The 20831-nt window shown below is 42.8% G+C and carries 19 protein-coding genes and 1 riboswitch; of the genes, 16 read left to right on the top strand and 3 right to left on the bottom strand.

Translation table 11 applies throughout. The features are described from left to right. Positions 1 to 137 precede the first annotated feature (137 nt). Positions 138 to 238, top strand: a riboswitch (purine riboswitch). 162 nt (positions 239 to 400) lie between these two features. The 5 genes from RIN81_RS11390 (at position 401) to RIN81_RS11370 (ending at position 7524) form a co-directional block, all read left to right on the top strand. Beyond that, positions 401 to 1594: a nucleoside transporter C-terminal domain-containing protein gene (locus RIN81_RS11390; RefSeq protein WP_309090254.1), complete on the top strand. Its 1194-nt coding sequence runs from the start codon at positions 401 to 403 to the stop codon at positions 1592 to 1594. A 681-nt stretch (positions 1595 to 2275) separates the two neighbouring features. Next, the gene (locus tag RIN81_RS11385; protein ID WP_309090252.1) at positions 2276 to 2653 is read left to right on the top strand and encodes a hypothetical protein; all 378 of its coding nucleotides are present in this window, start codon (positions 2276 to 2278) and stop codon (positions 2651 to 2653) included. Between the two features lie 186 nt (positions 2654 to 2839). Continuing rightward, positions 2840 to 3229, top strand: coding sequence for an SET domain-containing protein (locus tag RIN81_RS11380; protein ID WP_309090250.1), 390 nt, complete (start codon positions 2840 to 2842; stop codon positions 3227 to 3229). Between the two features lie 539 nt (positions 3230 to 3768). Next, positions 3769 to 4854: a CotH kinase family protein gene (locus RIN81_RS11375; protein WP_309090248.1), complete on the top strand. Its 1086-nt coding sequence runs from the start codon at positions 3769 to 3771 to the stop codon at positions 4852 to 4854. Positions 4855 to 6168: 1314 nt separating this feature from the next. After that, the gene (locus tag RIN81_RS11370) at positions 6169 to 7524 is read left to right on the top strand and encodes an arsenic transporter (RefSeq protein ID WP_309090246.1); all 1356 of its coding nucleotides are present in this window, start codon (positions 6169 to 6171) and stop codon (positions 7522 to 7524) included. Between the two features lie 476 nt (positions 7525 to 8000). Here RIN81_RS11370 and RIN81_RS11365 read toward each other — a convergent pair whose 3' ends face one another. Continuing rightward, positions 8001 to 8414 carry an ATP-grasp domain-containing protein gene (locus RIN81_RS11365; protein WP_309090244.1) on the bottom strand — a complete coding sequence of 138 codons (414 nt, stop codon included), beginning with the start codon at positions 8412 to 8414 and terminating at the stop codon, positions 8001 to 8003. A 286-nt stretch (positions 8415 to 8700) separates the two neighbouring features. Between RIN81_RS11365 and nikA the strand changes: the two genes are divergently transcribed. The 9 genes from nikA (at position 8701) to RIN81_RS11320 (ending at position 17717) form a co-directional block, all read left to right on the top strand. Next, a complete protein-coding gene (gene nikA / locus RIN81_RS11360; RefSeq protein WP_309090284.1) occupies positions 8701 to 10257 on the top strand; it encodes a nickel ABC transporter substrate-binding protein in 1557 nt (518 codons plus the stop codon). Beyond that, positions 10258 to 11202 (top strand): nickel ABC transporter permease, encoded by a 945-nt coding sequence (gene nikB, locus RIN81_RS11355; RefSeq protein WP_309090242.1) that lies wholly within the window; start codon positions 10258 to 10260, stop codon positions 11200 to 11202. It begins immediately after the preceding gene. Beyond that, entirely contained in the window at positions 11202 to 12050 is an 849-nt protein-coding gene (gene nikC / locus RIN81_RS11350) for a nickel transporter permease (RefSeq protein ID WP_309090282.1), read from the top strand. Before nikB ends, nikC begins: the two co-directional genes overlap by 1 nt. Continuing rightward, a complete protein-coding gene (locus tag RIN81_RS11345) occupies positions 12047 to 12847 on the top strand; it encodes an ABC transporter ATP-binding protein (RefSeq protein ID WP_309090240.1) in 801 nt (266 codons plus the stop codon). The genes nikC and RIN81_RS11345 overlap by 4 nt, the downstream gene beginning before the upstream one ends. Continuing rightward, positions 12844 to 13605: an ABC transporter ATP-binding protein gene (locus tag RIN81_RS11340; RefSeq protein ID WP_309090238.1), complete on the top strand. Its 762-nt coding sequence runs from the start codon at positions 12844 to 12846 to the stop codon at positions 13603 to 13605. The genes RIN81_RS11345 and RIN81_RS11340 overlap by 4 nt, the downstream gene beginning before the upstream one ends. A 241-nt stretch (positions 13606 to 13846) precedes the next feature. After that, positions 13847 to 14290, top strand: coding sequence for a MarR family winged helix-turn-helix transcriptional regulator (locus RIN81_RS11335; protein WP_309090236.1), 444 nt, complete (start codon positions 13847 to 13849; stop codon positions 14288 to 14290). Beyond that, complete coding sequence (locus tag RIN81_RS11330; protein WP_309090234.1) at positions 14287 to 14940, top strand: HlyD family secretion protein; 654 nt, start codon at positions 14287 to 14289, stop codon at positions 14938 to 14940. The genes RIN81_RS11335 and RIN81_RS11330 overlap by 4 nt, the downstream gene beginning before the upstream one ends. A gap of 8 nt (positions 14941 to 14948) precedes the next feature. After that, the gene (locus RIN81_RS11325) at positions 14949 to 16790 is read left to right on the top strand and encodes a DHA2 family efflux MFS transporter permease subunit (protein WP_309090232.1); all 1842 of its coding nucleotides are present in this window, start codon (positions 14949 to 14951) and stop codon (positions 16788 to 16790) included. 150 nt (positions 16791 to 16940) lie between these two features. After that, on the top strand, positions 16941 to 17717 hold the full coding sequence (locus RIN81_RS11320) for an NERD domain-containing protein (protein WP_309090230.1): 777 nt from the start codon (positions 16941 to 16943) through the stop codon (positions 17715 to 17717). Between the two features lie 48 nt (positions 17718 to 17765). Here the strand turns inward: RIN81_RS11320 and RIN81_RS11315 are convergent, their stop codons facing one another. Both RIN81_RS11315 and RIN81_RS11310 read right to left on the bottom strand, forming a co-directional pair. Then, a complete protein-coding gene (locus RIN81_RS11315) occupies positions 17766 to 18374 on the bottom strand; it encodes a hypothetical protein (protein ID WP_309090228.1) in 609 nt (202 codons plus the stop codon). Between the two features lie 172 nt (positions 18375 to 18546). Further along, positions 18547 to 18777: a DUF2188 domain-containing protein gene (locus RIN81_RS11310; protein ID WP_309090226.1), complete on the bottom strand. Its 231-nt coding sequence runs from the start codon at positions 18775 to 18777 to the stop codon at positions 18547 to 18549. A gap of 237 nt (positions 18778 to 19014) precedes the next feature. Here RIN81_RS11310 and RIN81_RS11305 point away from each other — a divergent pair, with 237 nt between their 5' ends. Both RIN81_RS11305 and RIN81_RS11300 read left to right on the top strand, forming a co-directional pair. Beyond that, positions 19015 to 19377 (top strand): P-II family nitrogen regulator, encoded by a 363-nt coding sequence (locus RIN81_RS11305; RefSeq protein ID WP_251272685.1) that lies wholly within the window; start codon positions 19015 to 19017, stop codon positions 19375 to 19377. Next, positions 19377 to 20684 carry an ammonium transporter gene (locus RIN81_RS11300; RefSeq protein WP_309090224.1) on the top strand — a complete coding sequence of 436 codons (1308 nt, stop codon included), beginning with the start codon at positions 19377 to 19379 and terminating at the stop codon, positions 20682 to 20684. The genes RIN81_RS11305 and RIN81_RS11300 overlap by 1 nt, the downstream gene beginning before the upstream one ends. Positions 20685 to 20831 lie beyond the last annotated feature (147 nt).

Raw genomic sequence — 20831 nt, 5'->3', positions numbered from 1 at the left:
AAATCTTATGAGAGGGTCATTCTTCATCAGGCTTCTTATCTATGTTTTATACTGAATGTTCTAAGTATTGATAGTTGTAAAATGATTGCAACTTCTAATGAAAACATTGTCGCTTTCTGTCGTTTGTTATAAAATGAGCAAGTCTAAAAAATGATCCTTGTATAATATCAGTGAAATGGTCTGATAGTTTCTACCCGGCAGCCATAAATGCCGGACTACAGGGAAGTATGAATAAACGAAGAGAAAACACGCCGATGATTCCTTTTATACGGGGTCTTTGTGGATCACTGTATTCGGTAATGGGATTTCCGAAACTCTTATTTTTCATGCTTCGGCCTGTGGCTGTGGGTGAAATGAAGGGCTTGCTTGTACGGGGAATCCTATATAGGGAGTTGTTAGTGTGTTTTTTTTATTAAATATTGTTGGGATTCTAGTGGTTTTTGGCCTAGTATTTCTTTGTTCTCCCAACAAGAAACAGGTAAAGTGGCGTTCCATTGCTGCTTTAATCATTGTGGAACTGCTCATTACCTGGTTTATGCTTGGAACGAAAATCGGAGCATGGGTCATTGACAAAATTGCTTCGTTTTTTACTTTTCTCATAGAATGTGCAAATGAGGGGATTTCTTTTGCTTTTCCGTCCGTAATGGCAAATCCTACAGTTGATTTTTTCTTTAGTGCGTTAATGCCCATTATTTTTATCGTGGCCTTTTTCGACATTCTTGGCTACTTCGGTATCCTGACATGGATTATTGATAAAGTAGGCTGGGTAATTTCCAAAGTGTCAGGGCTGCCTAAACTCGAAAGCTTTTTTTCACTGCAAATGATGTTTCTCGGAAATACGGAAGCCCTGGCCGTGATCCGGCAGCAGCTTTCTGTACTGAACGAGAATCGCCTGCTTACCTTTGGCATTATGAGCATGAGCAGTATCAGCGGATCGATTATCGGAGCTTATTTAAGCATGGTTCCAGGAGAATACGTTTTTGCGGCGATTCCTTTAAACTGCTTGAATGCTTTACTGCTTGCGAGCATTTTAAACCCGATAGAGGTGAGCCAGGAGGAAGACATTGTTTATGTTCCTTCGAAAAAAGAACGAACCGATTTTTTCTCGACCATTTCGAATAGTATGCTTGTCGGGATGCGAATGGTGATCGTAATTTTGGCAATGGTGATCGGTTATGTTGCGTTAACGGCCTGCTTAAACGGCATCTTAGGATTTTTGATAGAAGGGCTGACTGTCCAAAAGATTTTCTCAGTTATTTTCAGTCCGTTTGCTTTTCTTCTCGGCCTGTCCGGTCATGATGCGATGTACGTTGCTCAGCTTATGGGAATTAAGCTTGCTACAAACGAATTTGTAGCCATGATGGATCTGCAAAAAAATCTCCATTCTTTGCAGCCTCATACGGTTGCAGTAGCGACAACGTTTTTAACTTCTTTTGCAAACTTTAGCACGGTCGGGATGATTTATGGAACAATCAGTTCAATCATGGGTGATGAAAAATCCCGGATCATCGGAAAAAACGTGTGGAAGCTTTTAGTGAGCGGAATTGCCGTTTCACTTTTGAGCGCTATGTTTGTTGGCTTATTTGTTTGGTAAGAGAACACGCTAAACAAAAAGTGCAAGGAACAAACTTCTGGATAAAAAAGAGGCTTCCCAAAAATTCAAAGAACCTGTTGAAAGCTTCTAAATAAATACTTATTCAAGAAAATGTTACCCCTTTTTTACCCTTAAGCGTGCTTTCTGGGATAGAAAGGTTAACAAGTCTTGATGAAAATAAAATTTAATTGTGAGTTTTTATAGGCTTTTTAAATTATAAAGAAAAGCGTAAAACCTTGAATGAGGAACTGACCTTATAAAGTGAGGCAAATAAAACATCTTTAAGTTGAGAAACGGGTATGTAATTATCTAAAAAACCAACTTGGAGGTGTTTTTCTGTAAGCATAAGAGTGGCTATCCAGCAAAGATAAAAAGAAGAACCAGATGACAGGCAACAGCACCGGTAATCAATTTTCCTTAACCCTTATGTTTTAACATAAGGGCTTTTTTTGTGCATAACAAGACTTTCTAATTATGATTTCCATTCGGTACTGGCTCTCTTTAAAACTATTATTCATTTTCAATCCTGAATACTACGTTCAATTTTTATCGTTTAACACTCTGTTATATGCTGAAAAAAGAAATTTTTTAAAAATTGCTGGAGAAGCAACCTTTCTGTTCATTTTAACGTCTTTTTGAATAGAATGTATTCCGAACATGAATATAAAGGAGAGATGGTAAATGTCTGAAAAGAAGAAAAAGAAACATGCAGGCACAGGCGATACATCAACAGGCACGACAAGCACAGGTAAGACATCAACAGGCACGACAAGCTCAACAGGCACGACAAGCACAGGCAAGACATCAACAGGCACGACAAGCACAGGCAAGACATCAACGGGCACGACAAGCACAGGCAAGACATCAACGTGCACAACAAGCACAGGCGATACATCAACGTGCACGACAAGCACAGGCGATACATCAACGGGCACAACAAGCACAGGCGATACATCAACGGGCACAACAAGCACGGGCGATACATCAACAGGCACGACAAGCACAGGCGATACAACAACAGGTCCAAAAAAAGGACCTAGAAAAGGTCCGCGAAGATAGAAAAAATTGCTTCTGTTTGATCAATTACTCATTGATCAAACAGAAGCAATTGCTGCTTAAAGAGCAATCTTATCAACTCCAAAAAGAATAGTAAAAGAGGGAATTCATATTAATAAATCGGTAATGATTTTTATCGGCCATGCAAATCTAAAATGCGTTCTGGTGTTATAGAAAGGGGCAAACACTGTGAACCCGATATACGTAAGAAACACTGATAAATATGGCAGAGGAATTTATGCGGCGCGTGATATTAAAACAGGCGAGCTTTTTGAAGCCTCCCCAGTTTTAATATCGCCTCAAAATGAGTGGGAATATCTAGAAAAGACAGTGCTTGTTGATTACTGCTTCACTTGGGGAAAAAATTATAAGCAAACAGCGATTGCTTTAGGATATGGATCCCTGTTTAATCATTCCTATACGCCAAATGCTGTGTTTGTTTATAATCTAGAAAATTTATCTATAGACTTTTATGCAATAACTAACATTAGCAGGAATGAAGAAATCACAATAAATTACAACTGTGATCCTGAAGATAAATCTGCAGTATGGTTTGAGGTAATTGATTACATAACTTGATGTGGCATCCCAAAAATGGTAAAAATTTTTATTGCGCCTTCACTTATATTTAAATGTGTTGTCATTAAAAGCTCTTCAGACCATAGACAAATTCACCTCCATTAAAGCTGCATTTTGTCTTCTTTATCCCCTTATTTTTGGATGAAAGAAGATTCCCTCTTTATACATTTATTTCACTGAGCAGGCGATTACAAGATCTCCGCCAGTGTCCTGTTTCGGTATCACCTTTATAGCCGTTTGAATATACTGTATTGATGATTAAAGGGAGTTTTTTTTACCAAAAGAAAAGTGGAAGGTAAGTAACACCGACTTTGAAAAAACGTAAAAGGTGTAATATTAACAGAGGATAGATCAAATAAGAACGTAGATTGAACCAAGAGATCGGCTAAACAAAAAAACCAGGGATACGTTCCTGGGTTTTTTTGTAGAAGGGCCTAAACTTCTTCTCCCTCTTAAAATCACTTGGTTTATTAGTTGTCCACAAAGGTACAATGCCAGCGTGTCATTTTATCACGCATATAGAAAGGAAAAGAAATGATATGTCCTATCTAATTCCATCTTATTTTTTGATAATCGAAGAAGAGGACCTAGAAGAACTGCGGCGAGATGTGCGGAGCGATACCCCTGTTCCTGCCTATTTACAAATAGAGGGAGCCATCTATGATATCGATATTGCCTATCGGGGTTCTTATACACGAAAATTTCGCAAAAGATCCTACCAAATTGAATTCGTCAAGCCGTCAACATGCTCCGGGGCCCGCGTTATTCATCTTAATGCAGAGTACAAGGACCCCTCTCTTATCCGCAATAAACTTTCTTTGGACTTATTCCGCGATCTTAGTGTTCTCTCTCCACATAGCCAGCATATCAATTTAATCCGAAATGACTCTCTTAGAGGTGTCTACTTACAATTAGAATCCGTCGATGATTTGTTCTTGAAAAAGAGAGACCTTCCTTTGGGTCCTATTTATTATGCCGTCAACAATAATGCTAATTTCTCCTTAACAAGAGATGAGAAGCAAAAAGAGTCACTTCTTTCGGGGTATAAACGAGTGTCTGGAAGCCCGTCAGATGATGATTTTCTTCAAACATTGATAGAGAAAATCAACCATACCCACCTTTCTCAATTCCCTGATGAAATTCCTCAGTACCTTAATATTGATAAATATTTACGCTGGCTTGCTGGTGCCGTCTGCACAATGAATAATGATGGATTCACTCATAACTACGCACTGTATCGCAACAGTGAGACGGGTTTGTTCGAAATCATTCCCTGGGATTATGATGCAACCTGGGGAAGAAAGGTCGACGGCGGGGTAATGCGGTACGATTACGTTCCGATTGAAGGAAAGAAAAGCAACCACCTTTCCTGCCTGCTTCTGCAGGTACCGGAGTACCGTCAACTTTACCGAAACATATTGGAAGAGACCTTAGAAACTAAGTTTACTGTCGAATACATGGAAAACAAAGTGATGTTGCTGCACCAAGCTTTACGTCCGCATATTCTTCGAGATCCTTATAAAAAGAAAACGATCGACGTATTTGATAGCGAACCGGATTTTATTTTTCAATTCATTCGTGATCGCAGCAACTATTTGAGAAAACACTTAGCCGATTTGAATTAAAAGAATTCTCCCTTTATGTTTATAGGCCCTAGCTCTGATGGTAAGAGCAACGCTGTCTTCTCTGTTTTATATAAAATGGAACAAACCCTGTCACCGCCGCTTTTCCCTTTTTATCTTTGTTGCTTTTTAGGGTCTTTTTGTTTCTTATTTCTATCATCACTCTCATATATAAATTGACCTTTGTCATGAGGGAATAGATATAAGACAAAAACAAATCAATCACCTTGGGGAACGTGTTTTACAATAAATGAAAAGAAAATAGGACTTGGGACGATCGTTTTACGTTCAGTATTGCAAATGATACAGGTGAAAAGCCAAAGGGAAAAGGAATATGCTTTTCCCTTATACTTCTAAGTTATTTACCCGATGACTGAAAAGAACCAGATTAAACATGATGTAACGAGCGCCATTATTCGTATTTTTGAATAACATCGGCATACTTACGGCACCCGAACAGTTAAAGTCCGTCTGCAGTGTGGATTCACTATGTTGAGAATCTGCATTCTAAGTGAACAGGGGCTTGTTTCTTCAGCCTCGCTTCCGATTCCCATTTCAAAAAACGCTATACAATGATTCAGAAGGGGCCAATGAATGAAAACGGGGGTTTCAGGTGGAAGAAACAAAAAACCATCCTGTTAAATTTGCACTTATGTTGTAAGCTCTGTACACTCAAATCGACTCCACTCCACTACTAGCTTTGATTGACCCCAAGGGGAATTGCATAACAACAGGAGAGACAGCAGACGAGGTAAAAAAGAATTCTTAATAAATGGAATTCGCCCTCTGGATGGAGATTACCTCAAATGTGAAAATAAAAATTAAGCAAATGATACAGGAGTATATTCTTTCTTTAGCAGGAGCAATTGAAGTAACAAAAAACAAAGATAATTAGTTAAATAATTAAGTAGTAGACTTTTAGGCATGCATTTTTCTCAATGAGATTCACCCATTCTAAGAACAGACCCATACAGCTAAAAGAATAAAGCATCTCATCCATAATGTTAAATAGGTACTGATAAAAATTGCATAGCCTTTCTTCCATAGTCGGCCGAAGAAAGAAGCCTTTGTTGAAATGAAACGTAAATGTCCGGATTCCCATCTTTTTTAGATCAAGTGTACGCCGTCTTTATTTTGTGTCTGGATAAGTATAAACCATCCAGAGTCTTTCATGTCTAGAAGTTTAAGAATTGTTTCGGCATAAGTTTAAAGACTAGGTGGTTGTACAGTTGCTTTTTAATAGAGGTGAATATAAATGTAATAAAACGGAGAAGAAGGGACTCTAATTGACGACTTTTCAAAAAGGGGAAGGGACGAATGAGCTTTGAAATTGGATTGACTTTTTTGATCTTTATCATGACAATGTTTGTTATATTTTTAAGGCCAGGCGGGATTAATGAAGCATGGCCGGCGTCGATTGGGGCAGGGATTATTTTGCTGACGGGAATTGTATCGTATGGAGATATTATAGATATTATCGATAAGATAGGCGGTGCATCCATTACAATTATAGCCACGATCGTCATGGCAGTCGTATTGGAAAGCTTCGGTTTTTTTCACTGGGCAGCTGCGAGGCTTGCAAAGTTAGCTAAAGGCTCGGGCTATCGTCTCTATTGGTACATTCAGCTTTTATGTTTTTTGATGACGCTTTTATTTAACAATGATGGCAGTATCCTAATTACGACACCTATTTTAATTTTACTCCTTCACAACCTTCAGCTGAAACCATCTGAACAGCTTCCGTATCTCTTAAGTGGCGCTCTGATCGCTACCGCTTCTAGTGCACCGATTGGCGTAAGCAATATTGTCAATTTAATTGCATTGGAAATTGTCCATATGACTCTTTATATGCATACTGCCATGATGTTTGTGCCTGGAACACTTGGATTATTGTTCATGTCAACTTTAATGTTTATTGTAGTGAAGAAGAAATTACCCAAAACGCTGCCTGTTTCTTTGCAGGACATAGAAGAAAACTTTTTCACTAAAAATTTTCATCCATTAAAAGAGACACTGTCTGTTGAAACAAAACATAAACGCACAAAATTTATGTTAAAGGTTTTACTGTTTGTATTTGTGATACGCTGCCTGCTCTTTGTGGCATCCTATCTGTCCATTCCAATTGAGCTGGTGGCAGTGCTTGGCTCCTTCCTCTTGCTTGCATGGAGATGGTACCATTTGCGAACAAACCCGCTGGATATTTTAAAAAAGACTCCATGGCACATTTTACTTTTTGCCTTCTCTATGTATGTCATTATTTACGGGCTTCACAATGCAGGATTAACGGCCATGCTTGTAAGGGCATGTGAACCGATTGTTAACCAGGGACTGTTCCAGGCGAGCCTTATGATGGGCGGATTAGTCTCGGTTTTATCCAATCTTTTCAATAACCATCCTGCCTTAATGATTGGAACCATTACCTTAACAGAAATGGGGATAGACCCCATCACTTTAAAGACGATTTATCTTGCGAACATTATTGGCAGTGATATGGGCTCTTTGTTATTGCCGATCGGAACTCTCGCCTCCCTAATTTGGATGGATATTTTAAAGAAAAATAAAATTCATGTTTCTTGGAAAGATTATTTAAGCGTGTCATTGATTGTCATACCCTTGACAACGATCGTCACATTATTCTTGTTATTCTACTGGGTACAGGTGATTTTCACTTAGTTTCTGATCTTCCCGCAGGAAACGGAGCAGAAAATAGTTACAGGTTAAAAATGTATGAAACGAAATCGTATTTGAGATTAGAAATCTAAATACAATATAAGTGTTAGTATATGTATTGGAAAAGGGCCGGATTTTTAGAATCTAGAACTTTTTTCTACATATACTTTTACTTATATTAACCTCTCCTATAACTCCAGACACGACATCCATTAGGTAATAATCAGCTAAGCTTTGTAAAAGCATTAAACTATGAATTAGAAAATACCTTATAAAGTGAGATAAACAAAACACCTTTAAGTTGAAAAATGGGTATGTAATGACCTGAAAAGCCAACTTGAAGGTGTTTTTCTATATGGGTACGGGAGTCAGTTGTCCAGCAGGAATCAAATGAAGGCTGTACGGATGAAACTAGCTGAAGTGGCTGTTAAAGAAGTTAGGAAAGAATTAAATATGGAGACCATCAAGGTATTCTTCCATCAAGACCGGCACACCAGGGAAGCGTTTTTGGAAATGCCTGACCGCTTCTTTAAACTTTTTCTTTGAAGGAACGAGAAGAACATCTTTAGAGCCATTAGACACAGGGAATTCATAATGAAAGGGAGGTGTACACTATATTTTTTAATGGGATTGTCTTTATTTTCTTCAATTGAACAAACAGTATAAAAAGGGGAGGCTTGGTTTTCTTTTAATAATCCCCGAAACCTTGGTTTATTTCCCATATTAAAAAGCGCCTTTACCGAAAGACCGGCATGATTTAATTCCCGGGAAATATCGGCTGCAAGGCTTACCAGTGGATCAATAAAACTCATAAAGGCCTTAATTTGTTTTCCCTGCTTTCTTAAAGCAGGAAATTTATTCAAGAATCGCTTTTTGTCCGTTAAGCTGCTCATCTAAATCATTTGATGTACGTCCGTAAATTTTTTCTACTGCTGCTTGATCCCTCCTTTATCCCTATCTCATTATTTTATGAAAATGCTAGATTCATTGTATAAGTAAATTTCCTTTATTCTCAAAATGTGCAAAATAATATTACTTTATTTTCTATTTCATGAAAGAGTAGAGAGCATAGATTTGTTTTTCTTTTTTGCCCAATGCTATTGATAAAGCGGAATGATTACGATATATTAAAACGGAATGATTACGAAACAAGGGGGATGTTGGATGCAGACAGTAAGGATGAGGAAAAAGCGTGTTTTATGGAAAGGCTTGTTGAAGATAGGGATAGCAGCAGCTTGTCTTGGCTTATTGGGAGCCTGCGGACAGTCTTCATCGAGTACGACGGCGTCAACAAGCGAAGACAAGCACATTCATTTTCTTTATAATTTCTCAACCAATTCTTTAGATCCACATGTGGATTCAAGCTACGTTCCGCTGCGAGCCGGCATAACGGAAACGCTTGTCCGGCTTGATGAGAACAAGTTAACAATCGCGCCATGGCTGGCAAAAAGCTGGGAAGGTACAGACGGGCAAAACTGGACGATTCACCTGCGCGAAGATGTCACTTTTCAAAACGGAAAGAAAATGGATGCGAAGGCAGTGAAAGCCTCTCTGGAGCGGGCACTGATAGAGAGCACAGCTGTTCAAAATGCATTAAAAATCGACAAAATGGAAGCAGACGGCTATACATTGCGCGTTTCAAATACAGAGCCGTTTCCTGAATTTATTTCTGAACTGGTGAATCCAAATGTATCTATCATCGATGTATCGGAAAAAGACATCGTCAATAAACCGGTCGGCACGGGACCTTTTACTCTGACGTCCTTTGTTCCGGGAAGCCGGCTTGAGCTTAAGCGCTATGATGGCTACTGGGACGGGGCTGCAAAGCTGAACTCGGTTACATTCTCGTTTAACGAAGATGCCAATGCGCGTTCCATGGCACTGCAATCCGGGCAGGTCGATATTGTCTACCGGCCGGAAGTGGAGAGCTTAGAGGCATTGAAAGCGCAGCCCGGCATGAAAGTAGAATCAACGGAGACCTTCCGTGTTCATCAAATGACGATGAATATGCAGCGTGAAAGTTTAAAAGATGTCAATGTACGCCGTGCGGTTGATGCATTAATTGACCGCCAGGAAATTGTTGATACGATTTTGTTAGGATACGGGGAAGCAGCAGAAGGACCGTTTTTGCCATCGCTGCCATTTGCGCCAACGTACGAGAAACGCCCGCCATCCGGCCCGGACGCGGCTGTGCAATATTTGCAGAAAGCAGGCTACACACTGAAGGATGGAAAGATGCAGAAGGGTGGGAAACCGCTCCAGTTTGAGCTGCTCACGTACAGCGCCAGAGCTGACCTGCCGCTTATTGCCCAGGTGTTTCAATCTGATGCAAAACGAATTGGCATTGACGTAAAAATTAAGCAAATTGAAATTCCGGAAGAATACATGGCGTCTAACCGTGACTGGGATTTGGCGACATACAGTAATTTAACAGCGCCGCGTGGCGATGCCGGCTATTATTTAAACGCAACGTATCATCCGAAAGGTGCTTTGAATTTCAGCGGTGCAGAAGAACCGGAACTGACAAAAATTATTGACAAGCTTAATCAAACAGTCGGCCAGAAGAAACGTGGAGTGCTGGCAGAGCAGGCGGCGGATTATGTGCATGAGAATGTGATTAACTCTTTTGTGCTGCACCCGTCCACAATCGTTGCGTATAACGATGATAAAGTGAAAAACTGGGTCACAACTCGGAGCGAGTACTATATGATAACGAACCAATTGGATGTGAAATAAATGCTTCAGATTCTTGTCCGTAAATTTCTTGAAGTAACTCTTTTCCTGCTGTTTATTACTTTTATAAGTTTTCTGTTTGTTCGTCTGGCGCCGGGCGATCCCGTGTTAACGATCTTGAATGTGGATGAGCTTTCTGTAAGCCGGGAACAAGTAGAAGCATTACGGGAGGAAATGGGGTTTAATAAGCCGCTGCTCGTTCAATACGGGCTTTGGCTTTTTCGTTTTATTCAGCTTGATTTTGGACAGTCTTATGTGACAGGCCAGCCGGTGGCAGACATGATTGCGATGAGCCTTCCTGCTACTCTTGAGCTGGCAGCCGGATCCATGTTCGTGATGCTGATCGTATCGATTCCGCTTGGTTCCCTGTCAGCTCTTTACCGGGATAGTTGGATCGACCATATAAGCCGGGTTACATCTATTGTCGGAGCGGCGATTCCGAGCTTTTGGCTTGGCTTGATTTTGATCCATTTGTTTGGTGTTCAGTTGAATTGGCTGCCCACGATGGGAAGAGACGGGTTTATGTCATTGGTTTTGCCGTCGGTCACACTTGGGCTGGCGATTTCAAGTGTATACGTCCGTCTGCTTCGCTCCAGCCTGCTTGACTCGATTAGTCAGGAATTTATCCGTGCCGCAAGAGCGAGGGGGCTGTCAGAAGGGCGCATTTTCTTCGTTCATGCGCTGCGCCACAGCCTTCCGCCTGTTATTACGGTGTTTGGCGTTAGTTTAGGCAGCTTAATTGGCGGTGTCGTGGTGATTGAAGTGTTGTTTGCGTATCCTGGTGTTGGAAAAATGGTCGTTGATGCGATACGCCAGCGTGATTATCCGCTTATACAAGGATATATTTTGGTCATGGCCGTCATCGTGTTTGTGGTGAATACATGCGTGGATGTCTCGTATCGGTATTTGAATCCGGAAATGAAATTAAAAGAAAGGAACACACCATGATGAGAGGTTTTTCTATACAACTGCCAAAAGGAAAAAAGCACAATTGGCAGGGAGCCGCTGCCATTTTGATCCTGGCTGCTGTGCTGGCGGGTACCCTGTATACTTTCTTTTATTTACGGCATGACCCGACTTTGACAAATATGAGCGGCCGGCTGCAGGGAATGAGCCTGGAGCATCCGCTCGGCACCGACCATCTTGGCCGCGATGTATTAACAAGGCTTTTTTGGGGAGGGCAGCAAACAATCGGCTCCAGCTTTTTAGCTCTGCTCGCCGCTCTCGCCATCGGGATTCCGTTCGGATTGATTGCGGGTTTCAAGCGGGGATGGGTTGACCGCGTCTTTATGCGGATTGCCGATGGTTTTTTAGCTTTTCCGGACACGATCGTGGCAATCGTGTTGAGCGGGCTGCTTGGACCGGGAATCGGCAACCTTGTGCTCGCGATCGTGATGGTGAAATGGGTCAGCTATGCCCGGCTTGTTCGTAGCACGGTTTTATCGGAATCACAAAAGGAATACGTGCTCATCGCCCGGATTAATGGGCTGTCCGCACGAAAAATTATGTGTAAACATTTGTTTCCGCACATAGCAGGAAACGTGCTTGTACTGGCCAGTCTCGACCTTGGCAAAATCATTTTGCTGATTTCTTCCTTATCTTATATCGGTCTTGGTGCCCAGCCGCCAACACCGGAATGGGGAGCTATGCTGAATGATGCACGCCCGTATTTTCAGTCGATGCCGGCTTTAATGATCTACCCGGGCCTTGCGATTGTCCTTGTCGTACTGCTGGCGAATATGCTGGGTGATTATTTGCGTGATTGCTTTGATGTAAAAAAGGAGGGACAGTCATGATTTTATCCGTTGAGCAGGTAACAATTGGCAGCAGGCGGAAAAAGCTCGTTCAAAACGTTTCCCTCGCGATTCAAAAAGGAGAATGGTTTGCTCTTGTTGGGCAGAGCGGCAGCGGAAAAAGCATCCTGTCACAAGCTGTTGGACAAATGCTTGCCCCTGGCTTGAATGTGGAAGGAAACATTTTTTTCAACGGACAAAATGTACTGGAGCTGTCCAAAAAAGAAATGCGGACAGTCCGCGGCCGGAAGCTGTCTTATATTTTTCAAGATTACCAGGGCTCCTTCACACCATTTCGCACGATTGGCCAGCACCTCGATGAATACCAAAAAGCTCATGGCCTTCATTCGCCGCAAGCCCGTATGGCTGGAGTGAGGGAAGCACTTCGATCCGTCGGTTTAAGTGAGGAGCTGGCCGGACGCTATCCGTTTCAGTTGAGCGGAGGCCAGCTGCAACGCGTGTCGATTGCGATGGCTCTTTTGCTGGCTCCCGATTTGGTGATTGCCGATGAAATCACCACCGCGCTCGACAGTGTATCCGGGAATCAGATTTTAGAGCTGCTTGCCAGGAGGCAGCAGGAAACCGGCTGTGCCATTTTGTTTATTACACATGACTGGCGCCATGTAAGACGTTATGCGGATCGGATTGCCGTCATGAAAGAAGGCGAAATCATTGAATCAGGAGGAAAGCATCGTATCCTTGATCATCCGCAGCATCCTTATACAAAGCAGTTAATCAAGGCGGCGCCTGTGCTTGACCACCGCCTGCCATCCGGTTTACAGGAGGAGGGGAAAGCATGAAGCTTCTTGCCGTACAGCAATTGACGAAATCATATAGCAAAGGAAAAACGGCTGTAAATGACGTGTCTTTTGAATTAGATAAAGGCGAATGTCTTGGGCTTGTAGGGGAAAGCGGCTGTGGCAAAAGTACATTGGCTAGGTGCCTGCTGAGAATAGAGTCGATCGACAGCGGCTCTATTCGTTTTAAAGGTGAAGCGATTGAAAGGCACACCGAACGCCAATTATATCCTTACCGAAAACAAATGCAAATTGTGTTTCAAAACCCGTCGGCTGCTCTGAATCCAAAGCTGAAAATAAAGGATTCTCTCATTGACCCGTATGAACAGTACAGGAAAGAGCTAAAGCCTGCCCACTTTTCGTATACGTCCAAAAAAGCGTTTGTTAAACAGCTTTTAGAGGCGGTTGAATTGCCAGGGGATTTGGCAAACCGGTATCCTCATGAATTAAGCGGCGGACAAAAACAGCGGGTTACAATCGCCCGGGCGATCAGCATTGAACCAGAGCTGATTGTATTAGACGAGCCTACAGCGAGCCTTGATGTACTTTCCCAGGGAGCTGTTCTTGATTTATTAACAGAGCTGCAACGCACACTCGGTCTTTCTTATTTATTTATCTCCCATGACCTGGCCGCTGTGCAAAAAATGAGCCAGCGCATCATAGTCATGAAGGAAGGGAAACTGGTCGACCAATTCAGCCGGGAGCAACTATGGGCGGAAGAACGCCATTCTTATACAAAAGAGCTGATTTCTATTTTTTAAAAAACGTGATCCAAGGCCCGGCGCAAGTAAACATTACTTGCGCCGGGCTTTTTTATTGCCATCAGCAAAAACGGCTAAAAACAGCCGAAGAGCAAAGGATAAGAGGAAGCCGTTTTTTCAAGTATTTTAAGTTGACAATGCCGTTGCAGGTGATTATAATTTTTCTTCGTGAGTAAACATTTCGTATACGAAATGTTTTGATAGAAAATAAAAAAGACAGAAGAAGGGAGGAATGGACATCGTGTTGAACAACGAAATTTTGGCTTCCTTTTGGAGGATCAATAAAGCGATCAATAAGTTAATAAAGCAAGACGCGGATCGGCTTGGCATTACGGTTGTGCAGCTGAAAGCCATTTATATCATTCATTTAAACCCAAATATAAGCCTGGGAGAATTAGCTGAAAGGCTGATGCTGACAAACAGTACGGTCAGCGGTGTGATTGAGCGGCTTGTTCACAGCGGGCTGGCTGAAAGGATCATTCCGCAGGAGGATCGAAGAAGTGTGTTTATTGATTTAACAGAAGAAGGAAAAGCCGTGTTCGAGCAAATCGTTTCGTCTGAATCGAAGCTCGTCAAAAAGTTAAATGATATTCTTGAGCTGCCAGAAGAGGAAATTTCCCATCTTCTGCGCCTGCATCAAATTGTTTTAACAAAGCTCTCATCAGAGGAGGAACAGGGGTCATGAACGCAAAGCGTTTAATTTTGATTAACATTATTATCCTATTGGTTTTAGTAGGCGGCGGCGTAGGCGGCTATGCTTACTACAATAAAGCTGTCAATTACTTAACGACAGACAACGCTCAAATCGCCGGTCAGCAAGTAACCATTTCTGCACCTGCAAACGGAAAATTAACAGAATGGAAAGGCAGTGTCGGTGAAGAGTTCTCTAAAGACGCGAAAGTTGGCACGCTTTCTGTCACAGGTACAGATGGACAAGCATCACAGATGAACATTACACTTCCAACAGCTGGAACGATTGTTCAAAGCACAGCTATTCAAAATTCATTTGTTGCTGCTGGAACACCGCTTGCGAAAGCGTACGATTTAAACAATTTATGGGTTACGGCTAATATTGAAGAAACAGAAGTGGATCAAGTAGATGTAGGGCAGGATGCGGACATCTATGTAGATGCTTTTCCGAATTCAACGTTAAAAGGAAAAGTCACGCAAATCGGCTCAGCAACAGCTGGAACATTTTCTTTACTGCCAAGCTCAAACAATACAGGAAACTTCACGAAAGTCACGCAGGTCGTTCCTGTAGAAGTATCGATTGATGACAGCAAGGGCGTAGCCATCGTTCCTGGTATGAACGTAACCGTGCGAATCCATAAGTAGGTGATCACATGTTAATGTATGGAGCAGTCTATGTTCTTTTATGCGCTTTAGTGCTGCTGCTCTTTAATTTTAGAGCGGTAAAACGAAGAAAACAGAACGTGAATCAACCGGTTATGATACGTGAAGAGAGTAAAAGAAGCCCTGAAGAAGCCCGTCTGGATTGGAAAGAAGAAGAGGATAAGGCCGCTTTTCCACGGGATTTATCCGAAGAAACAGCAGAGGTGCTTCAAAATTCCGCTGTCTCAGAGCCGGCACTAGAATATGTAGAAGCAAACGTTCAGCCGAAAGAAGAAGTAATCGAGGAGCCGAAACAAACGGCTTCGGAAGCGCCGAAAAACTTCCACACGGGAAGAATTTTAACGGCTTTAATGCTTGGTGCCTTCGTGGCCATTTTAAACCAAACACTGCTGAATGTAGCGATTCCGCATATTATGAATGATTTGGGTGTTTCAGCTAATACAGTTCAATGGCTGACAACGGGCTATATGCTTGTAAACGGAATTTTAATCCCGGTTACGGCGTTTCTTATTGACAAGTTCGGGACGAGAAAGCTGTATATTACGGCGATCCTCCTGTTTACGGTCGGTTCACTTGTTTGTTCGTTATCGGTGAACTTCACCATGCTGATGATTGGACGGGTGATTCAGGCGAGCGGAGCAGGGATTATTATGCCGCTTCTCATGACGGTATTTTTCGTGCTGTTCCCGCCGGAAAAACGCGGGAAGGCAATGGGGCTTATGGGAGTTGTTATGATTTTTGCGCCCGCGGTCGGCCCAACCTTATCCGGATGGCTGATCGGCCATTATTCCTGGAGACTGTTGTTTGACATCGTTATTCCAATTGGTGTGCTTGTATTGATTTTAAGCTTTTTGTGGATGAGGGATGTCACGAAAGTAACCAATCCAAAATTTGATTTGCCTGGGTTCCTGTTTTCCACGATTGGTTTTGGATTCCTGCTGTATGGCTTCAGTGAAGCCGGAAATAACGGGTGGGAAAGCGCGGTAGTCGTTCTTTCACTCATGATCGGGATTGTGTCATTGATCGCTTTTGTTTGGCGGGAATTGACTACAGATAAGCCAATGCTTGATTTGCGTGTATTTAAATATGATATTTTTGCACTGACAACGGTCGTCAGCATGATCGTGAATATGGCGATGTTTGGTGCAATGATTCTGCTTCCGATTTATCTGCAGAACATTCGCGGTTTTACCGCGCTCGAATCCGGACTGCTGATGCTTCCGGGTGCGATCGTGATGGGGATCATGTCTCCGATTGCCGGGGCGCTGTTTGATAAAATAGGTGCCAGATGGCTCGGCGTGATCGGCTTAACGATTACCGTTTTAACAACATGGCAGTTTACGATGCTCAGCATGACAACAAGTTACAGTCATCTGCTGGTTTTATACGTACTTCGGATGTTCGGTATGTCCTTTATTATGATGACCATAATGACGGAAGGGCTCAACCAGCTGCCCCGCCACCTTGGTTCGCATGGAACAGCCGCTTCCAATACGGCGAGACAGGTTGCCGGCAGTATTGGAACCGCATTTCTTGTCACGGTAATGACCACGAGACAAGGGGTGCATTATGGTGCCTATCAAAATACGGTTACAAGCTCTAACTCTTTTCTTTCCAGTCAGTTTGAGCAGCTTGGCCAAAGCTTGTCTGCTATGGCCCACTTGCCAGGGGCGGCAGGAAACCAGCTTACAACTCAGCTTCTTTACGCCCAGGCCGTACAGCAATCGACCATTGACGGCACTAATGATGCTTTTATGGTCGCGACAGGGCTTTCTGTGCTCGCCCTCATTCTTGTATTTTTTGTGAAACGGGCACGGATTAAAGAACAATAATCAATTGAACGTCCACCCTAGAAGGCAATCCTTTTAGGGTGGATTTTTTTATGGTTAAAACGGTGCTTTCTTTTTTGAACCAGCTTTATATTTGTACGTTTCGGTCGATATAAAAACAGATGTTCTATTTTGGTGGAAAGGAATTGATTTATGGGTTTTATTGTTTTACTTCTATTAGGCGCGATAATGATATCGGCCGCCAGGTTTTCCGGCAGTTCCAGACGTAAAAAAGGAGTGCTTGGTGAAAGAACCGTTCAAGAGGAGCTGAACAAGCTCGACCAATCGATATACACCGTTTTTCATGATCTTTATATTCCAAGAAGCAATGGCTGGACGGCGCAAATTGACCACCTGGTTTTGTCAACGCACGGTATTTTCGTAATTGAAACCAAAAACTTCAGCGGCAGAATTTTCGGTGATGAGTCAGAAAAGTATTGGATCCAAAAGACCTTGAAACGAAGAGAGACCTTTTACAATCCAGTTTGGCAAAATGCAGGCCATATTCGGGCATTAAAAGAGTTTTTTGGCCATTCGAATGGAATAAAATATTATTCATTCATCGCTTTTACAAGAAAGTCCCAGCTTGAGCTTGGAGAGCCTTTCAAGGAAGCAAGTGTTTTGTATGCAGATCAACTGGTGGAAGCACTCTGTACTCAACGAAAACAGCGTATGAATGCCGTGCTTGTGCGAGAGCTTGCCGAGAAGCTTGAGCCTTTTAATGAAGCGGGAAGGAGAAAAAAACGGGCGGCCGAAAAAAAGCACGTACGGGCTATTAAAAGCGGAAAACGGCAAAGGGAACGAAACAAAAGTGAGGGAGTCTGCCCTAGATGCGGCGGGGCATTGGTAAAGCGGACTGGAAGGTATGGAGCCTTCAAGGGCTGCAGCCATTTTCCGGAGTGCCGGTTTACGAAAGTAATAGAAGACTAGCTGGCTTTGCTGCCGAAAAAAACGGCAGATGCCGGCCGGCATCTGCTTTTATGATTCGGTTTGATAAAGCAATCCTTTTTTATGGATTCGCCCTTCCAGCTCTTCTGCAAATGGAATTTTGGGATGAATCGTATATCGGGCCGGCTTTGCTGCCAGCTCAGCTGCTTCTTCAGCCGATCGCGGGTGCCATTCTTCGGATTCGAATCCTTCTGACAGAAGGGCTTTGGCGGTGATCCAGTCAAACTTTTCAACAACATCCGGAGAACAGTTATTTACATAAATAAAATGCTGCATTAAATCGTGCCATTGTTCTTTCGTCGAAACCATTTCCGTCCGGATAATGTGATGAAAAGCGTGGCATTTTCGGCAAATAAGCTGGATGTCGAGCAGGTGGCACACCTTGTTCGTAAAGTCGTATTCCTCCACTTCATGAAGGTGAAGGTGCCGCATATCCCGCTCCTGCTGGGGCTTCCATCCGCAAATGCCGCATTGTTTTCCCTGCTGCTCCAGTACAAATGGACGCAGCTTCGTCCGCCAAAAGAAAGACGAGACCGTTTGGCGAACCGTATGGCCATGGAAAAAAGGGGGCTTGGCGGAAGGAAGCAGTTTAAAGGCAGTCAGGTCCCAATTTCCTGCTTCGTTTTGTGCTGATTTCACGTTCGGATTTCCTCACTTTTTTTAAGAGATGACGTAGCTTCAGTATGCCACCTTCTTTCTCCCTCTTCAACGCACTTTTCATATTCAAAGAAAACAGAAAGCAACAGCTGCGAATGCACAGGGAAAAGGAGAGCCGCCTGCTTAAGCGGCTCTCCTATTATAAAAGAAATAGTTATCCTTTCGGGGGATAGGGATCATGACCGTAGCTGTTTGATTCTCCGATTTGTCCATTTTTTTTATGAATTCTATGTTCTGTTTTATCTCTTTTCGCTTTTTCGCGCCCGTCTTTTTCTGCTTCCGCTTTGGTTGAATGATGGCTGATCGTTTCCCCTCCTTGTTTGTTATCCCAGCCGCCGTTTGAATTTGGAACAGTATGAACCTCTGGCTCTTTTTTGTCTGTCATAACATGTCACTCCTTTTTGCTGTTATAAACTGCGTTTTTACTCTTCTTCACTGTTTTTCCTTTTTTAAAAAGGAACAAACGCAAGGGGGAAGTAGATTAGCATGTTTTTCTCTTCAATATGTCGATTCAAGATGATCTTTTTCGAGGGACTTCCAGATGAAACCATTGACTCTATGAAATATGTTGTTATAATTATGGACAAATCTATGTTAGGAAATCTAACAAAGGGTGAGGGACATGAAAAAAATCGAAGCGATTATTCGGCCGGAAAAAATCACGGAAACAATCAAGGGGTTAAAACATATTGGTGTTACGGGTTTTACAGTCTCGCAGGTGGTAGGCAGGGGGAAACAAAAAGATACACAAGGAGTGTATCGGGGGAAAAGTTATAAAGTCACACTGCATCCGAAAGTAAAGCTGGAAATTATTTTATCTGATTATATGGTAGAGCCGACGATTGATACGATTATCAAGTCTGCTCAAACAGGGGAAGACGGAGACGGAAAAATTTATGTGTACCCGATTCTAGAAGCTTATAATATTCGTACAGGCCAGCCGGACGTTGAAATTGATGATGTGAAGCAGGGAGGGCGAAGCTGATGGAAGTCATCCATTTGAATACAATCTGGGTCGTCATCGCGGCGGCTATGGTGCTGTTTATGGAAGGCGGCTTTAGTTTACTGGAAGCAGGTTTTGTGCGGACAAAAAACGCGGTCAATGTGACGATGAAAATTTTTGTCGATTTAACAATTGGCGCATTGGCGTTTTGGATGGTCGGATTTGGCATTATGTATGGAAAAGATGCATTTGGTTTAATTGGGACAAGCTTGTTTGGCAGCCCGGAAAATATTGCTCTATCCATCGACCTGCCTAGTGCGGCATTTGTGTTGTTTCAAATGGGCTTCGCGGTTGCCTGCGTGTCTATTGTATCTGGCGCAGTAGCAGAACGAATGAGCTTTAAAGCATACATGTTAACAGCAGCGATGATTTGTGTACTTGTTTATCCGCTGTCCGGCCATTGGATTTGGAACAGCGACGGCTGGCTGGCACAGCTCGGCATGAAGGACTTTGCCGGTTCTGCGGCCATTCATGCACTTGGCGGCTTTGCGGCATTTGCCATGGCAAAGCGCTTAGGAGCAAGAAAAGGCCGCTTTAATTCAGATGGCAGCGTCAACGTATTTGCGCCAAGTAATATTCCATTAGCATCTGCCGGCGCTTTTATTTTATGGTTCGGCTGGTTTGCGTTTAATGCGGGTAGTACGCTTGATGCAACCAATGCTTCTTTAGCAGCGATTGCCCTGCATACCATGCTGGCGGGAGCGGGTGGCGGAACGACGGCTCTTTTGATGACAATGAGCAAGTTTGGTAAAGCAGATCCGAGTATGACGATGAACGGAGTACTTGCCGGTCTTGTAGCTGTAACGGCCGGCTGTGCATTTGTGGAAAGCTGGAGCGCCATCGTTATTGGGGCTGTCAGCGGCATCATTGTCATTTATGCAACATTGTTTGTCGACCGCTTGAAGGTAGATGATCCTGTTGGAGCAGTAGCTGTCCACGGGTTCAACGGGGTGTTTGGTACAATCGCTGTTGGCTTGTTTGATTCTTCTCAAGGTCTTTTTACAACAGGAGATGCCAAGCTGCTCGGTGTTCAAGTGCTAGGAGCGGCGGTAGTCGTTGTCTGGGGTCTGACTGCCGGACATATGATGGCAGTCATTTGTGAAAAAACAGTTGGTTTGCGTGTAAGCGAGCGGGAAGAAGAGGAAGGGCTGGATATGTCTTTTCATGGGATTCCGGCTTACAACGAGTTGGAGCGTTTTACCGATGTGCCAACCAGCTTGTATGATTTTGAAGAAACAACAGGAATTACAGTAGCGCCTATTCATAACAAAAAAGCAGCAGTTAAATAAGCGAAAAAACGATCATCCTTTATTAACGAAAGAGGATGATCGTTTTTTCTTTCTTTAAAATGAGCAGTTTTCAATGATGAGAATATGCATTAAAATAGTAAATATTGGCTGTGAGGAACATTTGCCTCACATAAAAGGATGGAGACT

It is taken from the genome of Domibacillus sp. (assembly GCF_031181085.1).
Classification (GTDB): domain Bacteria; phylum Bacillota; class Bacilli; order Bacillales; family Domibacillaceae; genus Domibacillus.
This window is presented reverse-complemented; position numbering and strand designations above follow the sequence as displayed.